Origin of the sequence: Pseudothauera rhizosphaerae (genome assembly GCF_004801305.1) — a bacterium.
GTDB classification, from domain to species: Bacteria; Pseudomonadota; Gammaproteobacteria; order Burkholderiales; family Rhodocyclaceae; genus Pseudothauera; species Pseudothauera rhizosphaerae.
Genome location: NZ_SSOD01000014.1, coordinates 1 through 25989 on the forward strand (window position 1 = coordinate 1; position 25989 = coordinate 25989).

The following is a 25989-nucleotide window of genomic DNA, read 5'->3' on the forward strand; positions in this document are numbered from 1 at the left end:
GAAGCGTATGCCAACGACCCGGCCAACGGATTGCTCGGTCTGGTCGAACTGCAAAAATACCAGGGCGATGCGTTGGCTTCGCTGGGGTGGAGCGGCGCCGAGCGGATCGTGGCATGGGCGGGCGAAGCGCCGCTCGATGCGGGTACGCAGGCTCACCTCAAAGCGCTCGGGCTGATTGTCGGTTCGGGGCAGATTGCCGGAACGGCGGACGGGGACGAGATTTTCGGGCAGGGCGGGAACGACTCGATCAGCGCCGGGAGTGGGGATGACCAGTTGTATGGGGGAGGGGGCCACGACACGCTGAGCGGGGCCAACGGCAACGACACCTTGTACGGCGGTGAAGGCGACGACACGCTGTACGGGGGCAACGGCAACGACATTCTCGACGGCGCGGCCGGCAACGACCGGTTGTATGGCAACGCGGGCAACGACACCTATTTGTTCGGCCACGGCGACGGACAAGACACGATCAGTTCGGATTACGACACATCGCCGGGCAAGTACAACGTGCTGCAGTTCAAGGCAGGCGTGGCGCCCGAAGAGGTGGCCGCGCGGCGCGCGGGCAACAACCTGGTGCTCACACTGGCCGGTGGCTCGGACCAAGTGACGGTGACATTGTTCTTCGATGACGACAGCCCGTCGAACGCCTACAACCCGGTGCAGGCGGTGCGCTTTGCGGATGGCACGGAGTGGACGTTGGCACAGATTGTCGCGCGGGCGTTAGTGACTACGACTGGGGAAGACTCAATCCGGGGAGTGATTGGAGCGGATGTGCTCGATGGGGGCCCGGGTAACGACACGCTCAGCGGGGCCGCAGGCAACGACATGCTGTACGGCGGGGAGGGCAGCGACAAGCTGTACGGCGAGGGTGGTGCGGACCTGCTCGACGGTGGGGCGGGCAGCGATACGTTAAGCGGTGGGGCGGACAACGACACCCTGTACGGGGGCGAGGGCAACGATTCGTTGTACGGGGAGGGCGGGGCCGACGTGCTCGACGGTGGGGCCGGCAACGACTGGCTGTCCGGCGGCGCGGGCAACGACACCTATTGGTTCGGCCACGGCGACGGTCAGGACACGATTAGTTCGGATTCCGACTCGTCGTCGGTCAAGTACAACGTGTTGCAGTTCAAGGCGGGGGTGTCGCCCGATGAGGTGAGCGTGCGGCGCTCGGGCAACGACCTGGTGCTTACGCTGGCAGGTGGTACGGACCGGGTGACGGTGAATTATTTCTTCCACAGCGACAGTCCATCGAATACCTACAACCCGGTGCAAGTAGTGCGCTTTGCGGACGGTACGGAGTGGACGCCGACACAACTCGTCGAACGGGCGCTGGCCAGCACAGACGGGACGGATTCGCTCCGGGGGATGAGCGGGGCAGACGTGCTCGACGGTGGCCTGGGCAACGACACGCTCAACGGGGCCGCAGGCAATGACACACTGTACGGCGGCGAAGGCGATGATTCACTGTTCGGGGAAGGCGGTGAGGACGTGCTCGACGGCGGAGTGGGCAACGACACACTGAAGGGGGGCGCGGACGACGACACCCTGTACGGGGGCGAAGGCAACGATTCGCTGTACGGGGACGCCGGCGCGGACGTACTCGACGGCGGAGCCGGCAACGACTGGCTGTCCGGCGGGGTGGGCAACGACACTTATCTGTTCGGCCATGGCGACGGCCAGGACACGATCAATTCGGATTCCGACTCGTCGTCGGGCAAGTACAACGTGCTGCAGTTCAAGGCGGGGGTGGCACCCGAAGAGGTGGCCGCGCAGCGCTCGGGCAACAACCTGGTGCTCACGCTGGCCGGTGGCACGGACCGGGTGACGGTAGAGTATTTCTTCTACAGCGACAGTCCATCGAATACCTACAACCCGGTGCAGGTGGTGCGCTTTGCGGACGGTACGGAGTGGACGCCGGCGCAACTTGTCGAACGAGCGCTGACCAACACAGACGGAGCAGATTCGCTCCGGGGGATGAGCGGGGCAGACCTACTCGACGGCGGCATGGGCCATGACACGCTCAACGGGGCCGCAGGTAACGACACGCTGTACGGCGGCGAAGGCAACGATTCCCTGCAGGGAGAAGCCGGTGCGGATGTGCTCGACGGCGGGGTGGGCAACGACACGCTGAAGGGAGGGGCGGACGACGACGCCCTGTACGGGGGCGAAGGCAACGATTCGCTGTATGGGGAGGGCGGGGCCGACATGCTCGACGGCGGGGCCGGCAACGACTGGCTGTCCGGCGGGGTGGGCAACGACACCTATCTGTTCGGCCATGGTGACGGCCAGGACACGATCAATTCGGATTCCGACTCGTCGTCGGGCAAGTACAACGTGCTGCAGTTCAAGGCGGATGTGGCGCCTGGTGAGGTGGGCGTGCGTCGCTCGGGTAACAGCCTGGTGCTCACGCTGGCCGGTGGTGCGGACCGGGTGACAGCGGAGTATTTCTTCTACAGCGACAGCCCTTCCAATACCTACAATCCGGTGCAAGTGGTGCGCTTTGCGGACGGTACGGAGTGGACGCTGGCACAGCTTGTTGAACGGGCGCTGGCGACAACGGATGGGGCGGATTCGATCCGGGGCCTGAACGGGGCAGACTTGTTCGACGGTGACCTGGGCAACGACACGCTCAACGGGGCGGCGGGTGACGACACGCTGTATGGCGGCGAGGGCAATGATTCGCTGCAGGGAGAAGCCGGCGCGGACCTGCTCGACGGCGGGGTGGGCAACGATACGCTGAAGGGGGGCGCGGACGACGACACCCTGTACGGGGGCGAAGGCAACGATTCCCTGTACGGAGAGGCTGGCGCGGACGTGCTCGACGGCGGAGCCGGCAACGACTGGCTGTCCGGCGGTGCTGGATCTGACACGCTTTACGGCGGGATAGGTAATGACACGCTGGAGGGAAACGCAGGTAACGACATTTACCGCTTTGGCCGTGGAGATGGACAGGATACGGTATCCGACTACGACACAACGTCTGGCAATACCGACCGCCTTGTTTTCGGTGAGGACATCGCCGCCGATCAGCTCTGGTTCAGCCGTAGCGGCAACAGCCTGCTGGTGGGCGTGATCGGCACCGGCGACCGGGTGACGATCAATGGTTGGTACTCGAATTCGACTTACCGCGTAGAAGAGTTCCACGCTGGTGACGGTGCGGTGCTGCTGTACAGCCAAGTGGATGCGCTGGTGTCCGCCATGGCGGCGTTTTCTCCCCCCGCCGCAGGCGAGACCAGCCTGCCGGGCAGTTATCGCGAGACGCTCGATGCGGTGATCGCGGCCAACTGGCAGTAGCGTCATGGCGCCGCGGCGGGCCGGAGGGTTTCCCGCCGTGCGCGGGGCCGACCGCATCGTGGTGATGGAAAAGGGCGAGATCGTCGAGGCCGGCCCCCATGCCGACCTGGCTCGGTGCGAAGGCGGGCGCTATGCTCATCTGCTCGTCCTGCAGGGGATGCGGGATGAGGCCGCACCTGCAGGCCCCGCGCGATCTATTATCCGGCATGCCCGTCCCGGATTCCGGCCTTCGGCCCGCATCCGGGCCACGTCCGGCTCGCGCCTAGCCTGTTGCGCCCAGACCTGAAGGCGCGAAGCTGCCCCTCTCAGGCCGTGCCGGTGGCGCGCTCCTGCCGGAAGCGCGCCACGTACTCCTCGAAGCGACCCGCGGCGATGGCCTCCCGCAACTCGGCGGTGAGCACCTGGTAGTAGCGCAGGTTGTGGATGGTGTTGAGCATGCTGCCGAGGATTTCGCCCGCCCGGTGCAGGTGGTGCAGGTAGGACCGGCTGAAGTTGCGGCAGGTGTAGCAGTCGCAGGACGGGTCCAGCGGGCGGGTGTCGGCCTTGTGCACGGCGTTCTTGATCTTGAGGTCGCCGTAGCGGGTGAACAGCCAGCCGTTGCGTGCGTTGCGGGTGGGCATTACGCAGTCGAACATGTCGATGCCGGCGGCGACACCGGCCACGATGTCCTCCGGCGTGCCCACGCCCATCAGGTAGCGCGGCCTGTCCGTGGGCAGGCGCGGGGCGGTGTGGGCCAGGATGCGCGCCATGTCCTCCTTGGGCTCGCCCACGGAGAGGCCGCCGATGGCGTAGCCGTGGAAGCCGATGTCCTGCAGCGCGGCGAGGGATTCGTCGCGCAGGTCCTCGTACATGCCGCCCTGCACGATGCCGAACAGGGCGTTGCGGTTCTCCAGCCGGTCGAACTCGTCCCGCGAGCGCCGAGCCCAGCGCCGGGACAACTGCATGGACTTCGCCGCCTCGTCGCGGGTGGCGGGGTAGGGCGTGCATTCGTCGAAGATCATCACCACGTCCGCATCCAACACGGTCTGGATGTGCATGGAAATCTCCGGGGTGAGCAGCAGGCGGGCGCCGTCGATGGGGCTGGCGAACTTGACCCCTTCCTCGCTGATCTTGCGCAGCGCGCCCAGGCTGAACACCTGGAAGCCGCCGGAATCGGTGAGGATGGGTTTGTCCCAGGCCATGAAGCGGTGCAGCCCGCCGTGGGCGGCGATCACCTCCAGCCCCGGGCGCAGCCAGAGGTGGAAGGTGTTGCCCAGGCAGATCTGCGCGCCCACGCCGGCCAGCGCCTCGGGCGTCATGGCCTTGACCGTGCCGTAGGTGCCCACGGGCATGAATACCGGGGTTTCGACGACGCCGTGGGCCAGCGTCAGGCGGCCCCGGCGGGCACCGCCGGAAGTGGCCAGCAGTTCAAACCGCATCGTGTTCGGCACCGGGATTGCGGGTCAGGAACATGGCGTCGCCGTAGCTGAAGAAGCGGTAGCCCTGCGCCACCGCGTGGGCGTAGGCGCGGCGTATGGTGTGCAGGCCGGCGAAGGCGGACACCAGCATCAGCAGGGTGGATTTGGGCAGGTGGAAGTTGGTGATGAGGCAGTCCGCCACCTGGAAGCGGAAGCCGGGCAGGATGAAGATCTCGGTCTCGCCGCTGCCGGCGGAAAGCGGCCCGTCCTGGGCCGCGGCTTCCAGCGCGCGCAGGCTGGTGGTGCCTACCGCGATGACGCGTCCGCCGGCCTGGCGAGTGGCCTCGATGGCGGCCACGGTCCCGGCCGGGATCACGTAGCGCTCGGCGTGCATGCGGTGTTCGCCCAGGTCATCCACCCGCACCGGCTGGAAGGTGCCGGCGCCCACGTGGAGCGTCAGCCAGGCGAGCTTCACGCCCTGGGCCTTCAGGCGCTCCAGCAGGTTGTCGTCGAAGTGCAGGCCGGCGGTGGGAGCTGCCACCGAGCCCCTTTCCCGGGCATACACGGTCTGGTAGCGGGCTTCGTCCGCGTCTCCGGCGTCGCGGCGGATGTAGGGCGGCAAGGGGAGCTTGCCATGGTGTTCGAGCAGGTCGACGAGGTCCTCGCCGGCCGGAAAGCGCAGGTGGTAGAACTCGCCCACGCGCCCCAGCACCTCCACCTCGAAGGCGCCGGCCAGGCGCATCCGGCTGCCGGTGCGCGGGGACTTGCTGGCACGCACCTGGGCCAGCGCCTCGTGGGGGCCGACGGCGCGTTCCACCAGCACTTCCACCTGGCCGCCGCTGTCCTTGGTGCCGTGCAGGCGGGCGTGGATCACCCGGGTGTCGTTGAACACCAGCAGGTCGCCGGCGCGCAACAGGGTCGGCAGGTCGGCGAAATGGAGATCAGCAAGGGGGCGGTCCATCTCTTGGCCGTCCTCCACCACCAGCAGGCGGCTGGCGCTGCGCTCGGGCAGGGGGGCCTGGGCGATCAGCGCGGGGGGCAGCTCGTAGTCGAAGTCGTTCAGGGTCAGGGGCATTTTTGCAACTCAGGACACCAGCTTGCCGCGTGCGTCCGTGTTCGGGGATAATGCAGGGCTTCCCGGGCCGGGATGGCGGAATCGGTAGACGCAGCGGACTCAAAATCCGCCGCCGCAAGGTGTGTGGGTTCGAGTCCCACTCCCGGCACCACGGCCCCTCGTCCCTCGCTCGTCCGAGGCCGCGGATTCTAGCAGAAACCCCCTTGCCCGGTATGGGGCGCCGATCCGCCAGGGCTGCGCCGGCCTTGCCGCCGACATGCCCGAACCGGGGGGTTCTGTGTGTACAGTTTGCGGCTAGCGCTTGCATATCCTGGTGGCTTCTGGTCGAATCGAACGTCATCCGGATGGCGACTTGCGCCTCTGCCCGGCCGAGCCATGACTTCAGCTTCACCAAACGCGTTCGGATCGAACGGAATGCCGATCGAGTTCGATCCGCAACGCCTGCCGCATCTGCCCGCCGCGCTGGGAGCGGGGCTCGTCCTCGTCAGCCTGCCGCTCGCCCTGGCCTCCGTCCTCGCCCCGGTTTTCCTGCTGCGCTGGCTGCCCCTGGTGCAGCCATGCGGAACCAATACGCTGCTCGCGCTCACCCTGCTGGGAGCGGCGGTGGTGTGCCGCCGGCACGGTGTGGCGCGCGCGGCCGACGGGCTGGTCGTCGGCGCCGGCGTGCTCGCGCTGCTGCCGCTGGTGCAGGCGGCAGGCGGACTGTATCCGGCGGATGGAGTGCTGCGCTTCGTGCTCGATACGCGCCGCATGCCGGATCTGCCCGGCTACTGGCCCGGACGCATGTCACCGTTCTCGGCGCTGGCGCTGTTGCTCGCCGCCATTTGTCTGTACTCCCTGCCACGGCTTGCCGATGCGCGCGGGGTGAAGCTCTGGCTCGTCCTGCTCTCCACGCTGCTGGCGATGGGGCTCGCCGGTGCGCTCGGCCAGTGGATGGACGCGCCGCTGCTGATGCGATCCGGCAGCGAGTCCGCGCAGATGGGGATGGTCACCGCGCTGGGCGTGCTGGTGCTCGCCCTGGCGATGTGCCGCATGGCCGTCGGCACGCCGCCGGTGGAACGGTATTTCCGCGGCCGTCCGGACCGCAGCGTCTTCGCGCTGAGCGTGGTGGGGCTGTTCGCGATGCTGGTGATCGGCGGCGTGCTGATCAGCGGCCTGCTCGCGCGCGTCGGCCTGCAGGTGCATCGCGATGCCCTGGCCGAGTCGCTGCGCGTCCATCTGCAACTGGCCGAGGCGGAACTGCGCGCGCTCGATGGCGTCGTGGGGGAGGCCCGGCGCCGGGTGGAAAGCGGGGCGCTGGATTGGTTCGTGCCCGTTGCGGCAGCGGTCGGCGTGCCGGCGGGCAGCATCTCGATTCGCATCGAGGCGGCCGCGCAGGATGGCGTGCGGCGGAACCAGGCGCGTCTGCCGCTGCGGGGCGCGGGCGGCAAGGCGCTGTTCATGCACGGCGGCTGGTGGGTGGAGAGCCGGCATGCCCTTGGGTCCGGGCGCGGCGAACTGGTGGTGGAAATGCCGTTCCCGCCCCTCGATCTGCTCTCCGAACGCGTCGCCGCGGACGCACGCCGCGGCGATGTGCTCGTCTGCGGACGCGGTGGCGATCCGGCCGTTGAGCGATGTTTCCCCAGCCGGCACGGCGGCCGGCAGGCGGCCCAGGCGCCCGCGCCGATGGTGCGCGCCCTGGCGGGCGAGTCGGGCGTGGCCGAGGTATACGACGACCGCCAGCGCAAGGTCATGGTGGCCTACGCGCCGCTGGCGGCGACGGGCACTGCCGTGGTGCTCGAAGCCGACGTGGCCGATCTGCAGGCGCCGTTGCGCGCGGCGATGTGGACGGGCGTGCTGGTGATCCTGCTCGCTGCACTGGGCGGCGGCGGCATGGTGTACCGCCACGTGCGCCCGCTGATCGTGAGGCTGTCCCGCACCGAGCACGCGCTCAACCGCGCCCAGGCCCTGGCGCACGTGGGGAGCTGGCACTTCTGCGCGCGTACCGGGGAGATCACCTGGTCGGACGAGACCTACCGCATCTTCGCCCTGCCGCCCGGCGCGCCGATGACCTACTCGCGTTTCCTGGAGTGCGCCCACCCGGACGATCGCCCCAGGCTGGACGCCGCTTACGAGGCGGCACTCGGCGGCGCGCCCTACGACATCGAGCATCGCATCGTCGCCGACGGGCAGGTGCGCTGGGTGCGCGAGCGCGCCGAACTGGAGTTCGACCGGGCGGGCCGGCTGAGCGGCGCCATGGGTACGGTCGAGGACGTGACCGAGCAGCGCGTGCGCGAGGCGGAACTGGTCGGCTCGCGGCAGAAGCTGCGCGACCTGGCGGCCTACCACGAGAAGCTGCGCGAGGAGGAGCGCGCCCACATCGCGCGCGAGATCCATGACGAACTGGGCCAGTACCTGACCGCCCTGCGCATGGACGCCGCCCTGCTGCAACTGCATTTCGGCGAGGACAATCCCGCGCTGGCGCAGAAGGTGAGCGGCATGAAGAAGCTCATCGACCGCACCATCAAGGTGGTGCGCAGCGTGGCCAGCAGTCTGCGCCCGGCGGCGCTGGACCTGGGCCTGGTGTCGGCCGCGGAATGGCTGGTGGGCGAGTTTCGCGGGCGTTCCGGGGTCAACTGCACGCTGGACCTGCCCGAGCACGAACTGGCGCTGGACGATGCCCGCGCCACCGTGGTGTTCCGCATCCTGCAGGAGTCGCTGACCAACGTCAGCCGCCATGCCCGCGCCGCCAACGTGGAGGTGCGCATCGTCCAGCGCGATGGCCGGGTGGTGCTCGAAGTGCGCGACGACGGCGTGGGCTTCGACCCCGCCGTGGTGCGCGGCAAGAAGACCTTCGGCCTGATGGGTATCCGCGAGCGGGCGCGGATGTTCGGCGGCGGCGCGCGCTTCGTCAGCGGCCTGGGCCAGGGTACCCTGCTGCGGGTCGAGATGCCCCTCAACAACTTCAACGGGAAGGACCGATGATCCGCATCCTCATCGCCGACGACCATGCCATCGTGCGCCAGGGCGTGCGCCAGGTGCTGGCTTTTGCCGCGGACATGGAAGTGGTGGCCGAGGCCAGGGACGGCTGGGAGGTGGTCGAGCGCCTGCGCCAGGGCGGTATCGATCTGCTGATCACCGACATGAGCATGCCCGGCCCGCACGGCGCGGAACTGGTCCGGCGGGTCAGGGACGAGCATCCGCACCTGCCGGTCATGGTGCTCACCATGCACGGCGAGGCGCAGATCACCGCGCGCGTGCTCAAGGCCGGCGCCACCGGCTACCTGACCAAGGACAGCGAACCGGAGGTGCTGCTCGCCGCCGCGCGCAAGGTGGCAGCGGGGGGGCGCCACATCGACCCCATGCTGGCCGAGAAACTGGTGTTCGAGACCTCGCTCGCCGGCGAGCAGCGTCCGCACGAACGCCTGTCGAACCGCGAGTACGAAGTCCTGGTGCGCATCGCCCGCGGCGAGAGCCTCAACGACATCGCCGCCGCATTGAGCATCTCCGCCAAGACCATCAGCACCCACAAGGCGCGCCTGATGCAGAAGCTCGATGTGCATTCGACCGCGGAACTCGTGCGCTACGCGGTGCAGAACGACCTGACCGGTTGACCGGGCTGTCGCCCGGTCTTGTCGGGATTTCCCTACAGCGGGTCGTCGTTTGCCGAGTGCAGATCAGGCCGTCCTCCGATTCTCGCCGCCCGTGGCGCCCGGCAAGATTACGGCACGAAAAAAATGACGGCATACATGAACGTCCTCGTCGTAGATGACAATCGCGAGATCTGGGCGCGCCTGATCAGCCTGCTGGGCGACGGGCCGCTGCCCGACATCGCCTATGCCGGCCGGCTGGCCGAAGCGCGCGTCCTGCTGCGCGAGGGCGCCCCGCAACTGGTGGTGCTGGAGATACACCTGCCCGACGGCTGCGGCCTGGAACTGCTGCACGAACTGCGGCATTGCCGTCCCGCCGTGCCGGTAGTGGTGTTCTCCAACCATACCGAACTGAGCGCCTATGTCGTCGCCCACGGCGCCAGCCTGTTCCTCGACAAGTCGCTCGATTTTCCGGGGCTGCTCGATCTCCTCAAATCCCTCGTCGCGCCGCCCACTTCCGCGGCACGCCCGCTTGCCGCGTGAGCGGAAGAATCCATGCCGAACGGTTCTAAGACCCTGCAGCCGCTTCCGTCACGCCTCGCCCTGCGCAGCGGCGCCTGCGAGCGTCCGGGGGAGGACGCTTCCCCCGGCATGGGCTGCCGCGATGCCTTGACCGGCTTGCCCAACCACTCCGCCTACATGCTCGAGATCGAGCGTGCGCTGGCCTTTCGCGACGCCCGAGGCGCCTTGCTGCTGATCGACCTGGATCTGTTCCGCAGCGTCAACGGCAGCCGGGGCCACGATTGCGGAGACTGCCTGCTGTGCGCGGTGGCGGCCCGCCTGAACGCCTACCTGCCGCCCGGCGCCTTCCTGGCGCGCTTCGACGGCGACGAGTTCGCGGTGCTGCTGCACGGCGTGACGCAGGACGGCGTGCGCGCGCAGGCCGAACGCCTGCTGGAATGCTTCGACGAACCCTTCCTGTGCGGTGAACTGCACCTGCTGCAGCAGGCCAGCATCGGTGTGGCGCTGTATCCGCAGCACGGCGAGTCGTCCAGCGAACTGCACAGCCACGCCGACTTGGCGCTGCAGCATGCCAAGCAGCGCGGGCGGCGCAACTGGCAATGCTACGAGGCCGGCATGGGGGCGCAGGTGCGCCGCCGGCAGTTCCTGCTCGGACGCTTGCGCCGCGCCCTGGCCGGCAACGAGTTCTTCCTCGTCTTCCAGCCCCGCGTCGCGTTGGCGAGCGGCGCCGTGCGCAGTTGGGAGGCCTTGCTGCGCTGGGACTGCCCGGACGGCGGCGCGGTGAGTCCGGATGAGTTCATCCCGGTGGCCGAGGAGAGCGGGGCCATCGTGCCCATCGGCGAATGGGCACTGCGCGAAGCCTGCCGGCAGTTCGTCGAGTGGCGGGCGCAGGGGCTCGATCCCGGCAGCCTGGCGGTGAATCTCTCGCCGCGGCAGTTCGCGGTCCCGCAACTGGCCGAACGCATCGCCGACATCCTGGCCGAGACCGGCATGCCGCCGACGCTGCTGGAACTGGAAATCACCGAGACCGCGGTGATGGAGGAATTCGACAGCGCCGCGCGCACCCTGGAGCATCTGGCCGGGCTGGGGGTGGGGATCGCCATCGACGATTTCGGTACCGGCTATTCCTCGCTCGCCTACCTGCGCCGGCTGCCGGTGGACAAGCTCAAGATCGACCGCAGCTTCATCGGCGCGCTCGACGACAGCCCCCACGACGCGGCCATCGTGCGCACCATCATCGAACTGGCGCGCGCCCTGGGGCTGACCGTGGTCGCCGAGGGAGTGGAAACCGAATCCCAGTTGCGCTTCCTGCACGGGGTGCTCTGCCACGAGATGCAGGGCTATCTGTTCAGCCGTCCGCTGTGCCCTTCGGCGTGCGCGCAGATGATGCGCGACGGGGTACGCCTGCCCGGACACCTGCTGCCGCGTCCGCAGGGCCCGCAGCCGCTGCAGCCGGAGGCGGCGCACTCGGCGCCGGACTGGTGAGTTCCTCCGTATCGCGCGCCCGGCTGACTGCGCGGATCGCCGGATGGGTCAGGCGGCGCTCCACCGAAATGGCGTAGAAGGCCTGGGCCACCTCGCTGGCTTCGCCGATGCGGCGCACGCCGTGCTGGCGGCAGATCTGGTCGGCGATCAGCGAGGGGGCGATGAACACGCCCGCGCCGGCTTCGCCGAAGGCGGTCATCAGCGCGCTGTCGTCGAATTCGCCCACGATGCGCGGGCGGATGCGGCGGCCCTCCAGCCAGTGCAGCAGCGGCGCGCGCACCGCGGCTTCGGTGCCCGGCAAGAGCAGCGGGGCGCCGTCCAGGCAGGCCGGGAAGGCCCCCGTGAGCGTGCCGGCGACCCCCTCGGCGGCGAACAGGCTGACCGGGGATTCGGCCAGCTTGTGGCTGTAGCCGCGCACGTCCATGTGGGCGGGCAGCGGGCTGTCGGCCAGCACCACGTCCAGCTTGTGGACCGCCAGATCGCCGAGCAGCCTGTCGAGCTTGTCCTCGCGGCAGACGATGCGCACCTGCTCGGGCAGCGACAGGGAGGGGGCCAGCAGTACCCAGGCAATGGCCTTGGGCACCACGTCCGCCACGCCGACGCGAAACGGCAGCATACGCCCGGCCGCGCGGCTGCTGAGCGCCTCTTCCAGTTCGCTGCCGATGCGGAAGATTTCCTCGGCGTAGGTCAGCACCATCTGCCCGGTTTCCGTCAGCGCCAGGCGTCGGCCCTGGCGGCGGAACAGGGTCACGCCCAGGTTGGCCTCGAGGGCCGCGATCTGCCCGGACAGGGTCTGCGGCGCCAGCCCCGAGCGCTCGCTGGCGCGCACCACGCCGCCGGCGCGCGCCACGTTCCAGAAGTGATGCAACTGCTTGAAGTTGAGCATGGCGCGCCTAAGTTGAAGGGGACCGGATGAAACCTCTGTTCGAGAAAACCGGACAAAGATTCAGTTGAACTCGGATTTTACCGAACAGTCTGAGACGTAGCATTCGGCATGTCGTCCATCGGCGTGCCGAGTTGTCAGACCAATAAGAGGAGAACGTGCATGCGTATCGATCTGCGTTGTGACGGAGTGGAAGTCAGCCCGGGGCTGAAGGAATACGTGGCCAGGCGGATGCGTTTCGCCATCGGCCGCTTCCGCAGCCATATCCAGTGGGCGCGTGTGAAGGTGGCCGACGTAAACGGCCCGCGCGGCGGCACGGACAAGCGTTGCGTGGTACAACTACGCCTGCGCAACCTGCCGGACGTGATCTTCGCCATCACCGAACTGGAAGTGCGCACCGCGGTGGATCGCGCCGCCGAGCGCGTCGCCCGCGTGCTGGCGAGCCGGCTGGGCCGGCAGCGCCAGGGGCTGCGGCTGCCGGCGGCGGCCCTGGCCGGCGCCTGAATACGGAATCGACGAAACAGTTTCATTTGCAGGAGGTAGACGTTCCATGGAAAACCGCATCGCCACCATGACCCGCTCGGAGGCTTCCGTCCTCTCGACCAACCGGGTCATCCGCAACACCTATGTGCTGCTGTCGCTGACGCTGGCCTTCTCGGCCGTCGTCGCCGGCGTTTCGATGGCGCTCGGCCTGCCGCATCCGGGGGTGATCCTGACCCTGGTCGGCTACTTCGGCCTGCTGTTCCTGACCACCAAGCTGCGCAACAGCGCCGGCGGCATCCTCGCGGTGTTCGCTCTGACCGGCTTCATGGGCTACACCCTGGGGCCGATCCTGTCGTACTACCTGGCCATGCCCAACGGCCACGCCGTGGTCATGCAGGCCATGGGGGGCACCGCGGCGATCTTCCTCGGCCTGTCGGGCTACGCGCTGACCACCCGCAAGGATTTTTCCTTCATGGGTGGCTTCCTGATGGTGGGCATCCTGGTGGCCTTCCTGGCCGGCCTGGGGGCGATCTTCTTCTCCGTGCCCGCGCTGTCGCTGGCGGTGTCGGCGATGTTCGTGCTGCTGATGTCCGGCCTCATCCTGTACGAGACCAGCAACATCATCCACGGCGGCGAGACCAACTACATCATGGCCACGGTCACGCTGTACGTGTCCATCTACAACCTCTTCACCAGCCTGCTGCACCTGCTGGGTTTCATGAACAGCGATTGATCCCCGTCGCAGTGCAAGGAAACGGGCGGCCTGCGGGCCGCCCGTTTTGCATTTTCCGCCGCCGGCGCATGCGGCCCTTTCCCCGGACGGGGGTGGGGGTACAATACGCGCCTCTCAAGTTTGGACGGGTCAGATGAAGACCACCTTTCTGGATTTCGAACAACCGCTGGCCGACCTCGCGGCGAAGATCGAGGAACTGCGCTTCGTGCAGGACGACTCCGCCGTGGACATTTCCGAGGAGATCGCCCGCCTGGAGACCAAGAGCCAGTCGCTGACCAAGGACCTGTACGCCAAGCTCTCGCCCTGGCAGATCGCCCAGGTGGCGCGCCACCCCCAGCGCCCCTACACGCTGGACTACGCGCAACTGATCTTCACCGACTTCGAGGAGTTGCACGGCGACCGCGCCTTTGCCGACGACAAGGCCATCGTCGGTGGCCTGGCCCGTTTCAACGGCCAGAGCTGCATGGTGATCGGCCACCAGAAGGGGCGCGACACCAAGGAAAAGATCGCGCGCAACTTCGGCATGCCGCGCCCGGAGGGCTACCGCAAGGCGCTGCGCCTGATGCGGCTGGCGGAGAAGTTCGGCCTGCCGGTGTTCACCTTCGTGGACACGCCGGGCGCCTATCCCGGCATCGGTGCCGAGGAGCGCGGCCAGTCCGAGGCCATCGGCCACAACCTGTACGTGATGGCCGAACTCAAGGTGCCCATCATCAGCACCATCATCGGCGAAGGCGGTTCCGGCGGCGCGCTGGCGATCGCCGTGGGCGACCAGGTGCTGATGCTGCAGTACTCCACCTATTCGGTGATCTCGCCGGAAGGCTGCGCCTCCATCCTGTGGAAGAGCGCGGACAAGGCGTCCGAGGCGGCCGAGACCATGGGCATCACCGCCGCGCGGCTGAAATCCCTGGGCCTCATCGACAAGGTGGTCAGCGAGCCGGTGGGCGGCGCCCACCGCGACCCTCGCACCATGGCGCAGAGCCTGAAGCGCGCGCTCGCCGACGCGCTGCGCCAGGTGGCTGACCTGACCCCGGCCCAACTGGTGGAACAGCGCTTCGAGAAGCTGATGAGCTACGGCCGCTACAAGGAACAGGCCGCGGCCTGAAGAGGCCGGCAAAGTGTCTTCCGCCGTCGCCCCGGACCCCGTCGGGGCCGTCGCCGCGGTGCTCGCCGCGGCGGATGTCCGGCCCGGTGCGCGCCTGTGCTGCGCCCTGTCGGGCGGCGTCGATTCCATCGTCCTGCTGCACGCGCTGGCCGAACTGCGGCCGCGCTTCGGCTACCGCCTGGGCGCGGCCCACGTCCATCACGGCCTGAGCTCCAACGCCGACGCCTGGGCAGATTTCTGCGCCGGGCGCTGCGCCGCGCTGGAGGTGGAGTTCGCGCTTTTCCACGTCACCGTGCCCCGGGACGACCCGGAAGGGACGGAAGCCGCGGCGCGGCGCGTGCGCCACGCCGCGCTGGCGGGGCTGGCGTGCGACTGGCTGGTGTTCGGCCACCACATCAACGACCAGGCCGAGACCGTGCTGTTCCGCCTGCTGCGCGGCACCGGCCTGCGCGGCGCGGGGGCGATGCGCGACATCGAGCCGGCTGTGGGCGGTGCGTCCGGCAGGCTGCGTCCGCTGCTCGGCGTCGGGCGCGGGGAGATTCTCGCCTGGGCGCGGGCCCGCGGGCTCGCCTGGGTGGAGGACGAGAGCAACGCCGACAGCCGTTACGCGCGCAATGCGTTGCGCCTTTCCGTGCTGCCCGTGATCGAGGCCGGTTTCCCTGCCGCGGTGCCGGCGCTGGCCCGGGCGGCGGCGCATTTTCGCGAGGCCGGCGACCTGCTCGACGAACTCGCTGCCCTCGACGAGGCGGCCTGCGGCGGCCGGCGGCTCGAACGTGGGGCGCTGCTGGCCCTGTCCGATGCCCGCCTCGCCAACCTGCTGCGCTGGCAGGCGCGCCGCCTCGGGGTGGCGGCGCCGTCGCGGGCACGCCTGCATGAAGCCCTGCGCCAGTTGCGCACGGCGGACGCCCGGCATCCGCTGTACCTGGCGCTGGGGGAAGCGGCCTGCGCCGTGTATCGCGGCCGGGTGTGGCTGGAGCGCGCCGCCGCCGGCGCGGCCGAGCCGCAGGACTGGCACGGCGAACTGGTCCTGCCCTGGGCTGGCGGCGTGGTGCGCTTCGAGGCGGCGGAGGGGCGCGGTATCGCGCGTGTGGCGCTGGAGCATGCGGCTGCGGTGCGCCTGGTGGGGCGGCGGCCGGGCCTCAGGCTGCGCCTGCACGCACGGCGGCCCGAACGCAGCTTCAGGAAACTGTGTCAGGAGGCGGGCGTGCCGGCATGGATGCGCGACCGCCTGCCGGTGCTGGAGATCGACGGCACGGTGGCATGGATCGGCGGCATTGGCGTGGCCGCGGCCTTTGCCTGCACGCCGGGCGAAGCCGGCATCGAGCCGGTGTGGTAGGAGCGGGCTTGCCCGCGATGCGGCCGCGGCACGGTGAACGCCGCATCGCGGCCAAGGCCGCACGGCCTGCCTGCGGGGGCGTCAGCCGCGCAGCGTGGCGAGCATCTGCGCCAGTTCGACCGCCGAGCGCACCTGCATCTTGTCGAACACGCGCGAGCGGTGGGCCTCCACGGTGCGCATGGAGATCGCCAGTTCGTCGGCGATGACCTTGTTGTACTTGCCTTCCAGGATCAGTTCCATGACCTCGCGCTCGCGCGCGGTCAGCGTGGCCAGCCGGCTCTCCACCGTGCCCCGGTCGGCGGCGGCGCGCTGGCGCTCGGCATCGTGGGCCATGGCGCGCTGCACGAGTTCGACCAGTTCGTTGTCGTTGAACGGCTTCTCGATGAAATCGAAGGCGCCTTTCTTCAGTGCTCCCACTGCCATCGGCACGTCGCCGTGGCCGGTGATGAAGATCACCGGCAGGTTGCAGTGGCGTCCGCGCAGGATGTCGAAGCAGGCCAGTCCGCTGATGCCTTCCAGGCGGATGTCGAGCACGATGCAGCCGCGCCAGTTCGGCTGCCAGGCCTGCAGGAAGGCTTCGCTGCTCGGCCACAGGGTGCACGGCACGCCGCGCGTGCGGAACTGCCATTCGAGGGCGTCGCGGATGGCTTCGTCGTCGTCGATGATGTGGGCCGATGCCTGGCTCATGAGCGTTCGGTGGGTAGCGTAAGGGTGAAGATGGTACCGCCAGCCGGGTTGGGGTCAAACGTCAGGTGGCCGTGGTGCAGCTCGGCGATCGAGCGGCAGATGTTCAGGCCCATGCCCATTCCTTCCGGCTTGGTGGTGAAGAAGGGTTCGAACAGGCGCGCGGCGGTGCCCGCGTCGATGCCGCAGCCGCGGTCGCGCACCTGGATTTCGACGCCGTCGCCGTGCAGTCGCGTGCTCACGGTAACCTCGCGCTGGCGGGGCGGCGTGGTGCGCATGGCGTCCATGCCGTTGCGCACCAGATTGACGATGATCTGTTCGATCATCACCGGGTCGGCGGGCACCATCGGCAGCCCGGGCTGCAGATCGCTGACGATGCGCATCTGGCGCTTGCGCGCGTCGGCTTCGATGAGGCCGACGGCGTCGCGGATCAGCGCGTTGATGTCGAGCGCCTCGTGCTTGGGTTCGGAGCGGCGCACGAAGTCGTGCACGCGGCGGATGATCTCCCCCGCGCGCCGCGCCTGGCGGGCGATCTTCTCGTGGATGGTGCGCAGTTCGGCCGGGTCGAGCTGGCCGGCGTCGAGGCGGTTCACGCAGCCGCTGTTGTAGCTGGCGATGGCGGCCAGGGGCTGGTTGAGCTCGTGGGCCAGGGTGGAGGCCATCTCGCCCATGGTCACCAGGCGCGCGGTGGCCTGCAGGCGCTCGTCCTGCTGGCGCGCCAGTTCCCGCGCCCGCTTCTGTTCGGTGATGTCCAGCACCGAACCCATCCAGCCGGTGTGGCGGCCTTCGCTGTCGATCAGCGGCGCCTCGAAGATCAGCGCGTCGAAGCGCTCGCCGTTCTTGCGCCGCAGCGACATTTCGAGGCCGTCGGGCGGAGTGCCTTCGCGCAGGACCGCATCATGGACCTCCTGGGTGCGGTCGAGCTGTTCCGGGTCCCAGTAGGGCATGGGCGGGAGGGTGCCGATCAGTTCCTCGGCCGGGTAGCCGGTCATGCGGCAGAAGGCGGGGTTCACATGGGTGATGCGGCCCTGGCGGTCGCGCGCGCGCAGGCCGGTGATGACCGAATCCTGCATCGCCCTGCGGAAGGCGGTCTCGCGGCGCAGCGCCGCCTCCGCCGCCTGGCGGCGTGCGAGCTGGCGGCGCAACTGCCACACGCTCCACACGATGACGGTGCCGAACAGCACGATGGAGGCGATCAGCAGCACCGGCATCCAGCGGATCTCGCCCTTGTAGGCGGTGATCCGCAGGGTCAGGCCGTGGCCGGGCGGGTCGAAGGGCGTGGTGTAGCTGCGGTGGGTTTCGAGCGGTGCTATCTTGGACTTGGCGGCGATCTCGCGGCCGTCGGGGTCGAGCACCGCGACCCGGTAGCGTTCGGAGAACCACCACGGCAGTTCGCGGCTGACCAGATCGGAGAGGGAATACACTGCCACCGCCGTGCCGAGGAAGGCTTCACCGGACCAGGCCGGCGCATGCACTTCGAAGTGGTATTCGCCGCCGGCCGCAGGATAGGCGGGGCCGTACACCGGCCGGCCCACGGCGCGGGCGAGCCGGGCGATCGATTCCGAGGGCACGGCGCCGCCGGTTTCGTCCATCTGTTCGCTGTCGGTGCGGGGCGGCAGGGCGCCGCGGATGCCGCCGTCCGGACCGAGCCACAGCACGCGGACGATGCCGCGGTCCTGGCTCATGAGCTGGCGCAACTGGGCCTCGGCCTGGGCCGGGGGGCGCGGGGTGCGCAGCAGGTCGGGGCCGAGCTGCTGGAGGATGGCTTCGTTGCGGTCGAGCTGGAAGCGCAGGTTCTGTTCCATCCACAGCACGTCGCTGATCAGTGTAGTCTGCTGCTCTTCGGTGTCATACTCGCGGGTGAGCCAGACCAGCAGTGCGATGGTGGCGACGAACAGGCCCAGCATGAAGTAGGGCAGCAGCGTGCCCAGCCAGCGGCCGCGCCCGGCGCCGGCCGCGTCGCGCGGCGCGGTCGTCGGGGAGGAAGGCAGCGGGGCGGGGGAGGTCGCGGACATCGAACGGCTTTATACACCCATAGGGCCGCTTGCGGTATTCCACAATAGCGTCGCGTACGGGCGCGGAACAATACTGCCGAACTTTCCGACGGGCTCGTCCGTCACGGGAGGTTTTCGCGCGCCGGGCGCCTCGTCCGCCGCGTGGGATCGAAGAACGCATTCAGTGCGTACGTTGTTCAACTGGAGGAGAGAGTGATGAAAATCCGTGCACTTCTGCTGGGTCTCGTTGCCGCCGGCCTGACCGCCACCGCTGCCGCGGCCGACCCGATCGTGATCAAGTTCAGCCACGTCGTGGCCCAGGACACGCCCAAGGGCAAGGCCGCCGACAAGTTCAGGGAACTCGCCGAGCAATACACCAGCGGCGCGGTCAAGGTCGAGGTCTATCCCAACAGTACGCTGTACAAGGACAAGGAAGAGATGGAGGCGCTGCAGCTCGGCGCCGTGCAACTGCTCGCCCCGTCCCTGGCCAAGTTCGGCCCGCTGGGCGTGCGCGACTTCGAAGCCTTCGACCTGCCCTTCATCTTCGACAACTACGAAGCCCTGCACAAGGTGACCTACGGCCCCGTCGGCCAGCAACTGTTCGCCAAGCTGGAGCCCAAGGGCATCAAGGGCCTGGCCTACTGGGACAACGGCTTCAAGTCCTTCTCCGCCAACACCCCGATCAAGAAGCCGGACGACCTGCGCGGCAAGAAGATGCGCATCCAGTCGTCCAAGGTGCTCGAAGAGCAGATGCGCGAGCTGAAGTCGCTGCCGCAGGTGATGGCCTTCTCCGAGGTCTATCAGGCGCTGCAGACCGGCGTGGTCGATGGTACCGAGAACCCGATCTCCAACCTCTACACCCAGAAGATGCATGAGGTGCAGAAGCACCTGGCGCTGACCGAGCACGGCTACCTGGGCTATGCCGTCATCACCAACAAGAAGTTCTGGGACGGCCTGCCCGCCGACGTGCGCACCCAGCTCGACCGCGCGATCAAGGAATCCACCGAGTATGCCAACAAGATCGCCAAGGACGAGAACGACCAGGCCCTGGAAGCGGTGAGGAAGGCGGGCAAGACCGAGGTGTACCAGCTCTCCACCGAAGAACGCCTGGCCTTCAAGAAGGCGTTGGTGCCGGTGCACAAGAAGATGGAGTCGCGCATTGGCGGCGACCTGATCAAGTCGATCTACGAAGCCACCAGCTTCGACCCGAACAAGCTGTAAACCCCCAGCCCTGCAGCGCCCGCCGGTCCCTGTGCATTGCACCCGGCGGGCGTTTTCGCACCGGGAGATCTCCAAATGAAAATACTCGACCACATCGAGGAATGGCTCATCACCTTCCTCATGGGGGCGGCGACGCTCATCATTTTCGTCTCCGTCGCCCACCGCTACGGTACCGGCATCGACTATCCTCCGCTGCAGGATGCGCTGCTGTCGATCAACATGGGCTGGGCGCAGGAGCTGACCATCATCATGTTCGTGTGGATGGCCAAGTTCGGCGCCGCCTACGGCGTGCGCACCGGCATCCACGTGGGCGTGGACGTGCTGATCAACCGCCTGTCCACCCAGAATCGGGGCAGGTTCATCATCTTCGGCCTGGGCGCGGGCGCACTGTTCACCGGCATCGTCGGCACGCTGGGTTTGACCTTCGTGCTGGAGAACGGCGCCCATTACCAGATTCTGTCCTGGCTCGGCCTGGACACCGGCGATCTCTACGAGGGTCCGGTCACCCCCGACCTGGAATGGCCGACCTGGATGGTCTATTCCGCGGTCCCGCTCGGCTCCTACCTGATGTGCTTCCGCTTCCTGCAGGTGATGGTGAGCTTCATCCGCACCGGTGAGCTGCCGCACCATGACCACGGCCACGTGGACGGCATCGACGAGGAACACCTGCCGGTGGATGCGAACCCCTACGACATGGGCGACGACCTCCATCCGCACGACCTCAAGCACAAGCAGATCGGCGAAGAAGGCCCTGAAGGCCGCGATGCCGGCAAGGGAGACAAGCAATGAGCGCCGCCATCATCTTCATCATCCTGCTGGCACTGATGCTCACCGGGATGCCGATCTCGATCTCGCTCGGCCTCACGGTGCTGACCTTCCTGTTCACCATGACGCAGGTGCCGATCGAGTCGGTGGCGCTGAAGCTGTTCACCGGCATCGAGAAGTTCGAGATCATGGCGATCCCGTTCTTCATCCTCGCCGGCAACTTCCTCACCCACGGTGGCGTGGCGCGGCGCATGATCAACTTCGCCACCTCCATGGTCGGCCACTGGCACGGCGGCCTGGGCCTGGGCGGCGTGGTGGCCTGCGCCCTGTTCGCTGCGGTGTCGGGCTCCAGCCCGGCGACCGTGGTGGCGATCGGTTCGATCATCCTGCCGGCGATGGTCAAGCAGGGCTTCCCGAACAAGTTCGGCGCGGGCGTCATCACCACCTCGGGCGCGCTCGGCATCCTGATTCCGCCGTCCATCGTCATGGTGATGTACTCGGTGTCCACCAACACCTCGGTCGGCGCCCTGTTCATGGCCGGCGTGATTCCGGGCCTGCTGCTCGCGGGCTTTCTCGGCTTCACCACCTGGAACCGGGCGCGCCGCTTCGGCTACCCGCGCCTGCCGAAGGCGAGCTGGGGGGAGCGTGCGAGGGCGTTCAGGGAGTCGGCCTGGGGCCTGTTCCTGATCGTCGTGGTCATGGGCGGCATCTACACCGGCATCTTCACGCCCACCGAGGCGGCGGCCATGAGCGCGGTATACGCCTTCTTCGTCGCGGTCTTCGTGTACAAGGACCTGAAGATGAGCGACGTGCCCAAGGTCCTGCTGAACTCGGCCAACATGAGCGCGATGCTGCTCTACATCATCACCAACGCGGTGCTGTTCTCCTTCCTGCTCACGCACGAGAACATTCCGCAGGCGATGGCCGACTTCATGATGGGCGCGGGCATCGGCGTGATCGGCTTCCTGATCATGGCCAACATCCTGATGCTGATCATGGGCAACTTCATGGAGCCCTCGTCCATCGTGCTGATCCTGGCGCCGATCCTGTTCCCCATCGCCATCGCCCTGGGCATCCACCCGGTGCACTTCGGCATCATCATGGTGGTGAACATGGAAGTGGGCCTGTGCCACCCGCCGGTGGGCCTGAACCTCTACGTGGCGTCCGGCATCACCAAGATGGGCATCACCGAGCTGACCGTGGCGGTGTGGCCGTGGCTGCTGTCCATGCTGGTGTTCCTGGTCATCGTCACCTACATCCCGGCGATCTCCCTGTGGCTGCCGCAGACCCTGGGCATGCTCTGACGCAAGGCTGCGCCGTCCAACCGGGCGGCGCGTAACACCCTCCGATCCCCGCCCCGGCGCCCCGCGCGCCCGGCGGGGATCGTGTTTTGGGCTATGATCGCGCCCATGGAAATCCTCAGCTTCCTCGTCGATACGGCCGCCTTCTTCATCGACCTGCTGCTCCACCTGGACCGCCATCTGGTCGAGCTGCTCGCCGAATACGGGGTGTGGCTGTACGCCATCCTGTTCCTGATCGTGTTCTGCGAAACCGGCCTGGTGGTCACCCCCTTCCTGCCGGGCGATTCGCTGCTGTTCATGGCCGGCGCGCTGGCGGCTGGCGGCGGGCTCGACCCGCTGTGGCTGATCGTGCTGCTGTTCGCCGCCGCGGTGCTCGGCGACACGCTGAACTACACCATAGGCAAGCACTTCGGCCGCCGTATGGAGCACTGGGAGAACAGCCGCTTCTTCAATCGCCGTGCGCTGGAGCGCACCCAGGCCTTCTACGCCCGCCACGGCGGCAAGACCATCGTCATCGCGCGCTTCATGCCCATCATCCGCACCTTCGCCCCCTTCGTCGCCGGCATGGCGCGCATGGAGTACCGCCGCTTCGTGTCCTTCAACGTGGTCGGCGCCGCGCTGTGGGTCGCGCCCCTGACCATGCTCGGCTACTGGTTCGGCAACCTGCCGGTGGTCAAGAGCAACCTTTCGCTGGTGGTGATCGGCATCGTCGTGCTGTCGCTGATGCCCATGCTCGTCGCCTGGTGGCGCGAGCGCAGCGCGGTGGCCCGCGGCGGAATTTGACGCCTTGTTTATGCCGGGGGCGGAGGTGTCCGGTATCTTTGCGGACATGTCCTCCCCGGCAAGCCCCGCTTCCGACCCCATGCACGCGCGCCGCCAGCGTATCGCCGGCTGGGCGCTGGCGCTGTGCGCCAGCCTGGCGGTCAGCGTGGCGACCCTGCCGCTGCGGGAGATCATCGACCCGGCCAACATCGCCATGCTGTTCCTGCTGGTGGTGTTCTTCGTCGCCCTGCGCCTCGGGCGCGGGCCGGCGGTGCTGACCGCGTGCGCCAACGTCGTGCTGCTCGACTACGTCGTCGTGCCGCCCCATTTCGGCTTCATCCCCACCGACGTCCAGTACGTCATCACCCTGGCGGTGATGCTGACCGTCGGTCTCGTCACCGCCCAGCTCACCGAGGGGCTGCGCCGCCAGGCGGCGCTCAACGCCGGGCAGGAAAGGGAGACCCGCTCCCTGTACGGGCTGGCGTGCGAACTGGCGGGCAGTTCCAGCGTGGATCAGGTGCATGGCGCGCTGGCCGCGTATTCCGCGCGCCACGGCCATCGCATGGCCCTGCACGTGGGCGGCGAGCCGGCGTCGGCGCCGCCCGGCTCGGCCTACCCGTTGGGGGAGGCGGACGCGCCGCTCGGCACCCTGTACGTGGAGGGTGAGGCGGGCAGCGCGGCCGAGCCGGCCGAGGAAGCCAGGCTGCGGGCAGTGGCCTCGCTGCTGACGACCGCGCTGGAGCGCGTGCGTTACGTGCAGCTCGCCCAGGAGAGCCAGGTCGAGATCAGCGCGGAGCGTCTGCGCAATTCGGTGCTGGCCGCCCTGTCGCACGACCTGCGCACGCCGATGACGGTGCTGATCGGCCTGGCCGACAGCCTGCACAGTTCCCGCGAGCCGCTGCCCCCCGGCGCCCGCGACACCGCGCTCGCACTACTGCGCCAGGCGCGTGCGCTGGGCGGGCTGCTTTCCAATGTGCTCGACATGGTCCGCCTGCAGACCGGCAAGACCCGCCTGCGCCGCCAGTGGAACCTCTTCGACGACGTGATCTCCGCCAGCCTGCGCCTGCTCCGACCGCAACTGTCGGACCATCCGGTCAAGGTCCGCCTCGCCCCCGGCCTGCCGCTGGTGGAATTCGACGCCGGGCTGCTCGAACGCGTGCTGTGCAACCTCATCGATAACGCCGCCAAGTATTCGCCGCCCGGCGCACCCATCGAGATATCCACACACGTGGACGAGACCGGCCGGCGCGCCTGCATCGAGGTCTGCGACCGCGGCGAGGGCTTTCCCGAGCGCAAGCTCGGCCGCTTGTTCGAACTCTTCGAGCGCGGCAACCCGGAATCCGCGGTGCCGGGCATGGGGCTCGGGCTGGCGATCTGCCACCGCATCGTGGCCGCCCACGGCGGCGAGATCGAGATCCGCAACCGGCCCGACGGCGGCGCCTGCGTCAAGGTTCTGCTACCCTTGGGCACCCCCCCGGCGGTGGCCGAGGAATAGCGGCAGACCGCCGCAGCGAGCACCGCGCCCGATGGACATCACCGTACTGGTCGTCGAGGATGAACCCCAGATCCGCCGCCTGATCCGCAGCGCGCTGGAGGCCGAGGGCTGCCGCGTGTTCGAGGCCGATACCGGGGCGCGCAGCCTGATCGAGGCGGGCACGCGCAAGGCCGACCTCGTGGTGCTGGACCTGGGCCTGCCCGACATCGACGGCATGGAGGTGCTGCGCGGCATCCGCGCCTGGAGCGGAGTGCCGGTGCTGATCCTGTCCGCCCGCGGCGAGGAGGACGACAAGGTCGCCGCCCTCGACCAGGGCGCCGACGACTACCTCACCAAGCCCTTCGGCGTGGGCGAACTGCTCGCCCGCGTGCGCGCCCTGGTACGCCGGCGGGTGCGCCACGACGACGGTTTCGGCACGCTGCGCTTCGGCGAGGTGGAGGTGGACTTCGGCCGCCGCATGGTCATCCGCAACGGTGAGCCGGTGCATCTGACCAAGATCGAATATCGCCTGCTCACCGTGCTCGCCGCCAACGCCGGCAAGGTGCTCACCCACAACCACCTGATGCGCGAGGTGTGGGGTCCGGCCTACGTGGACAGCCACCACTACCTGCGCATCTACGTCAGCCGCCTGCGCCAGAAGCTCGAGACCGATCCCGCCCAGCCGGTGCATTTCCTCACCGAAACCGGCGTCGGCTACCGCTTCCAGCCCTGAATCCCCGGTCCACGCCGGCCGGGCGATTTACGCATTTTTTGCGGTGCAACATCGACTGTTTACCGCATTTATCGGGCGCAATCCCTAAGCTGGACTCGTCTTCCACCCATCCCGTCGGGGAGCGAGTCATGGCCTTGAAGATCGATCCGACGCAGTGCACCAACTGCGGCACCTGCGAATCCGTCTGTCCCACCAGTTCCATCGCGGAAAAGAAGGGCGTCTACCGCATCGATGCCGCCACCTGTAGCGAATGCGATGGCGGCGATCCGGAATGCATGGACAACTGCCCCGTCGACGGCTGCATTTCCTACGCCTGAGGAGCCCGCCATGCACAGCGTCGTCTGCATCAAGCAGGTGCCCGACAGCGCCCAGATCCGGGTGCATCCGGTCACCAACACCATCATGCGGCAGGGCGTGCCCGCCATCATCAACCCCTACGACCTTTTCGCCCTGGAAGAGGCGCTGCGCCTGAAGGACAGGCACGGCGGCCGCGTCACCGTCATCACCATGGGCCCGCCGCAGGCCGAGGCCGCGCTGAGGAAGGCGCTGTCCTTCGGCGCCGACGAGATCATCCTCGTCACCGACAAGGCCTTCGCCGGCGCCGACACGCTGGCGACCAGCTTCGCGCTGGCCTCGGCGATCCGCAAGATCCACGAGAGCCACCCGGTCACGATGGTGTTCACCGGCAAGCAGACGATCGACGGCGACACCGCCCAGGTCGGCCCCGGCATCGCCAAGCGGCTGGACCTGCAACTGCTCACCTACGTGTCGCGCGTCGCTGAGGTCGATGAAGCCGGCGGCACGATCACCGTGGAACGCCGCGCCGAAGGCGGCGTGCAGGTGCTGCGCACCGCGCTGCCCTGCCTCGTCACCATGCTGGAAGGCAGCAACGAGATGCGCCGCGGCAGCCTGCCCGACCAGTTGCGCGCCGCCCGCCACGAACTCACCCGCTGGGACCGCGTCGCCGCCGGCATCGAGGACGTCACCCGGATCGGCCTCAAGGGCTCGCCCACCGTGGTGAACAAGGTCTTCACCCCCAGCCCGCGCGCCGAGAAGGCGGAAATGGTGACGGTGGACAGCGGCCGCGCGGCCGACCTCGCCGTCGAACTCATCGCCCGCATCGGCGGCCGCTTCCCGGTGGTGGAAGCGGAACTCGCCCGCCGCGCCGGCTAAGGA

21 protein-coding genes, 1 tRNA gene and 1 pseudogene are annotated in these 25989 nt (G+C 68.3%); 18 read left to right on the top strand and 5 right to left on the bottom strand.

The features are described 5' to 3' along the window. Positions 1 to 30 precede the first annotated feature (30 nt). Positions 31 to 3294, top strand: coding sequence for a calcium-binding protein (locus E6O51_RS15855; RefSeq protein ID WP_211091434.1), 3264 nt, complete (start codon positions 31 to 33; stop codon positions 3292 to 3294). 305 nt (positions 3295 to 3599) lie between these two features. On the opposite strand, the gene tgt is transcribed toward E6O51_RS15855, so the two are convergent. After that, a complete protein-coding gene (tgt, locus tag E6O51_RS15860) occupies positions 3600 to 4712 on the bottom strand; it encodes a tRNA guanosine(34) transglycosylase Tgt (protein WP_136385986.1) in 1113 nt (370 codons plus the stop codon). Further along, entirely contained in the window at positions 4702 to 5766 is a 1065-nt protein-coding gene (queA, locus tag E6O51_RS15865; RefSeq protein WP_136385987.1) for a tRNA preQ1(34) S-adenosylmethionine ribosyltransferase-isomerase QueA, read from the bottom strand. Before queA ends, tgt begins: the two co-directional genes overlap by 11 nt. A gap of 66 nt (positions 5767 to 5832) precedes the next feature. Between queA and E6O51_RS15870 the strand changes: the two genes are divergently transcribed. From E6O51_RS15870 to E6O51_RS15890, 5 genes and pseudogenes are all read left to right on the top strand, one after another. Continuing rightward, positions 5833 to 5917, top strand: a tRNA-Leu gene (locus E6O51_RS15870). A gap of 263 nt (positions 5918 to 6180) precedes the next feature. Beyond that, positions 6181 to 8730, top strand: a complete 2550-nt coding sequence (locus tag E6O51_RS15875; protein ID WP_136385988.1) for a sensor histidine kinase — start codon at positions 6181 to 6183, stop codon at positions 8728 to 8730. Further along, a complete protein-coding gene (locus E6O51_RS15880; RefSeq protein ID WP_136385989.1) occupies positions 8727 to 9359 on the top strand; it encodes a response regulator in 633 nt (210 codons plus the stop codon). Before E6O51_RS15875 ends, E6O51_RS15880 begins: the two co-directional genes overlap by 4 nt. 135 nt (positions 9360 to 9494) lie before the next feature. Beyond that, positions 9495 to 9878, top strand: a complete 384-nt coding sequence (locus E6O51_RS15885; protein WP_211091435.1) for a response regulator — start codon at positions 9495 to 9497, stop codon at positions 9876 to 9878. Positions 9879 to 9986: 108 nt separating this feature from the next. After that, a pseudogene (locus E6O51_RS15890) lies at positions 9987 to 11156 on the top strand (putative bifunctional diguanylate cyclase/phosphodiesterase); the annotation flags it as partial. A 49-nt stretch (positions 11157 to 11205) separates the two neighbouring features. On the opposite strand, the gene nhaR reads toward E6O51_RS15890, so the two are convergent. After that, entirely contained in the window at positions 11206 to 12228 is a 1023-nt protein-coding gene (gene nhaR / locus E6O51_RS22280) for a transcriptional activator NhaR (RefSeq protein ID WP_136385992.1), read from the bottom strand. A gap of 159 nt (positions 12229 to 12387) precedes the next feature. Between nhaR and E6O51_RS15900 the strand changes: the two genes are divergently transcribed. The 4 genes from E6O51_RS15900 to tilS all read left to right on the top strand — a co-directional run bounded on the left by E6O51_RS15900 (position 12388) and on the right by tilS (position 15879). Further along, the gene (locus E6O51_RS15900; RefSeq protein WP_136385993.1) at positions 12388 to 12729 is read left to right on the top strand and encodes an HPF/RaiA family ribosome-associated protein; all 342 of its coding nucleotides are present in this window, start codon (positions 12388 to 12390) and stop codon (positions 12727 to 12729) included. A 46-nt stretch (positions 12730 to 12775) separates the two neighbouring features. Next, positions 12776 to 13441 (top strand): Bax inhibitor-1/YccA family protein, encoded by a 666-nt coding sequence (locus E6O51_RS15905; protein ID WP_136385994.1) that lies wholly within the window; start codon positions 12776 to 12778, stop codon positions 13439 to 13441. 133 nt (positions 13442 to 13574) lie between these two features. Continuing rightward, positions 13575 to 14543: an acetyl-CoA carboxylase carboxyltransferase subunit alpha gene (locus E6O51_RS15910; protein ID WP_136385995.1), complete on the top strand. Its 969-nt coding sequence runs from the start codon at positions 13575 to 13577 to the stop codon at positions 14541 to 14543. A gap of 13 nt (positions 14544 to 14556) precedes the next feature. After that, complete coding sequence (gene tilS / locus E6O51_RS15915) at positions 14557 to 15879, top strand: tRNA lysidine(34) synthetase TilS (protein ID WP_230976814.1); 1323 nt, start codon at positions 14557 to 14559, stop codon at positions 15877 to 15879. Between the two features lie 81 nt (positions 15880 to 15960). Here tilS and E6O51_RS15920 read toward each other — a convergent pair whose 3' ends face one another. Beyond that, positions 15961 to 16566 (bottom strand): response regulator transcription factor, encoded by a 606-nt coding sequence (locus E6O51_RS15920; protein ID WP_136385996.1) that lies wholly within the window; start codon positions 16564 to 16566, stop codon positions 15961 to 15963. Further along, the gene (locus tag E6O51_RS15925) at positions 16563 to 18578 is read right to left on the bottom strand and encodes a sensor histidine kinase (RefSeq protein WP_136385997.1); all 2016 of its coding nucleotides are present in this window, start codon (positions 18576 to 18578) and stop codon (positions 16563 to 16565) included. Before E6O51_RS15925 ends, E6O51_RS15920 begins: the two co-directional genes overlap by 4 nt. 195 nt (positions 18579 to 18773) lie before the next feature. On the opposite strand from E6O51_RS15925, the gene E6O51_RS15930 reads away from it, so the two are divergent. The 8 genes from E6O51_RS15930 to E6O51_RS15965 all read left to right on the top strand — a co-directional run bounded on the left by E6O51_RS15930 (position 18774) and on the right by E6O51_RS15965 (position 25986). Next, on the top strand, positions 18774 to 19778 hold the full coding sequence (locus E6O51_RS15930) for a TRAP transporter substrate-binding protein (protein WP_136385998.1): 1005 nt from the start codon (positions 18774 to 18776) through the stop codon (positions 19776 to 19778). 75 nt (positions 19779 to 19853) lie between these two features. After that, positions 19854 to 20567: a TRAP transporter small permease gene (locus E6O51_RS15935; protein ID WP_136385999.1), complete on the top strand. Its 714-nt coding sequence runs from the start codon at positions 19854 to 19856 to the stop codon at positions 20565 to 20567. Next, positions 20564 to 21847, top strand: coding sequence for a TRAP transporter large permease (locus tag E6O51_RS15940; protein WP_136386000.1), 1284 nt, complete (start codon positions 20564 to 20566; stop codon positions 21845 to 21847). The genes E6O51_RS15935 and E6O51_RS15940 overlap by 4 nt, the downstream gene beginning before the upstream one ends. Before the next feature lie 105 nt (positions 21848 to 21952). Beyond that, on the top strand, positions 21953 to 22627 hold the full coding sequence (locus E6O51_RS15945) for a DedA family protein (protein ID WP_136386001.1): 675 nt from the start codon (positions 21953 to 21955) through the stop codon (positions 22625 to 22627). A gap of 46 nt (positions 22628 to 22673) precedes the next feature. Next, a complete protein-coding gene (locus E6O51_RS15950) occupies positions 22674 to 24101 on the top strand; it encodes a DUF4118 domain-containing protein (protein WP_168735300.1) in 1428 nt (475 codons plus the stop codon). Between the two features lie 31 nt (positions 24102 to 24132). Next, a complete protein-coding gene (locus E6O51_RS15955; RefSeq protein WP_136386003.1) occupies positions 24133 to 24813 on the top strand; it encodes a response regulator in 681 nt (226 codons plus the stop codon). Between the two features lie 128 nt (positions 24814 to 24941). Then, positions 24942 to 25130, top strand: a complete 189-nt coding sequence (locus tag E6O51_RS15960) for a 4Fe-4S binding protein (protein ID WP_136386004.1) — start codon at positions 24942 to 24944, stop codon at positions 25128 to 25130. 10 nt (positions 25131 to 25140) lie between these two features. Beyond that, positions 25141 to 25986 (top strand): electron transfer flavoprotein subunit beta/FixA family protein, encoded by an 846-nt coding sequence (locus tag E6O51_RS15965; protein WP_136386005.1) that lies wholly within the window; start codon positions 25141 to 25143, stop codon positions 25984 to 25986. The last annotated feature ends 3 nt before the right edge of the window (positions 25987 to 25989 follow it).

Bases quoted from the DNA above. Each gene is read 5' to 3' on its own strand.
- E6O51_RS15880 (WP_136385989.1), top strand. From the start codon at position 8,727: ATGATCCGCATCCTCATCGCCGACGACCATGCCATCGTGCGCCAGGGC.
- E6O51_RS15955 (WP_136386003.1), top strand. From the start codon at position 24,133: ATGGACATCACCGTACTGGTCGTCGAGGATGAACCCCAGATCCGCCGC.
- E6O51_RS15925 (WP_136385997.1), bottom strand. From the start codon at position 18,578: ATGTCCGCGACCTCCCCCGCCCCGCTGCCTTCCTCCCCGACGACCGCG.
- E6O51_RS15875 (WP_136385988.1), top strand. From the start codon at position 6,181: ATGCCGATCGAGTTCGATCCGCAACGCCTGCCGCATCTGCCCGCCGCG.
- queA (WP_136385987.1), bottom strand. From the start codon at position 5,766: ATGCCCCTGACCCTGAACGACTTCGACTACGAGCTGCCCCCCGCGCTG.
- E6O51_RS15950 (WP_168735300.1), top strand. From the start codon at position 22,674: ATGTCCTCCCCGGCAAGCCCCGCTTCCGACCCCATGCACGCGCGCCGC.
- E6O51_RS15910 (WP_136385995.1), top strand. From the start codon at position 13,575: ATGAAGACCACCTTTCTGGATTTCGAACAACCGCTGGCCGACCTCGCG.
- E6O51_RS15960 (WP_136386004.1), top strand. From the start codon at position 24,942: ATGGCCTTGAAGATCGATCCGACGCAGTGCACCAACTGCGGCACCTGC.
- E6O51_RS15945 (WP_136386001.1), top strand. From the start codon at position 21,953: ATGGAAATCCTCAGCTTCCTCGTCGATACGGCCGCCTTCTTCATCGAC.
- tgt (WP_136385986.1), bottom strand. From the start codon at position 4,712: ATGCGGTTTGAACTGCTGGCCACTTCCGGCGGTGCCCGCCGGGGCCGC.
- nhaR (WP_136385992.1), bottom strand. From the start codon at position 12,228: ATGCTCAACTTCAAGCAGTTGCATCACTTCTGGAACGTGGCGCGCGCC.
- E6O51_RS15920 (WP_136385996.1), bottom strand. From the start codon at position 16,566: ATGAGCCAGGCATCGGCCCACATCATCGACGACGACGAAGCCATCCGC.
- E6O51_RS15905 (WP_136385994.1), top strand. From the start codon at position 12,776: ATGGAAAACCGCATCGCCACCATGACCCGCTCGGAGGCTTCCGTCCTC.
- E6O51_RS15885 (WP_211091435.1), top strand. From the start codon at position 9,495: ATGAACGTCCTCGTCGTAGATGACAATCGCGAGATCTGGGCGCGCCTG.
- E6O51_RS15965 (WP_136386005.1), top strand. From the start codon at position 25,141: ATGCACAGCGTCGTCTGCATCAAGCAGGTGCCCGACAGCGCCCAGATC.
- E6O51_RS15940 (WP_136386000.1), top strand. From the start codon at position 20,564: ATGAGCGCCGCCATCATCTTCATCATCCTGCTGGCACTGATGCTCACC.
- E6O51_RS15935 (WP_136385999.1), top strand. From the start codon at position 19,854: ATGAAAATACTCGACCACATCGAGGAATGGCTCATCACCTTCCTCATG.
- E6O51_RS15930 (WP_136385998.1), top strand. From the start codon at position 18,774: ATGAAAATCCGTGCACTTCTGCTGGGTCTCGTTGCCGCCGGCCTGACC.
- E6O51_RS15900 (WP_136385993.1), top strand. From the start codon at position 12,388: ATGCGTATCGATCTGCGTTGTGACGGAGTGGAAGTCAGCCCGGGGCTG.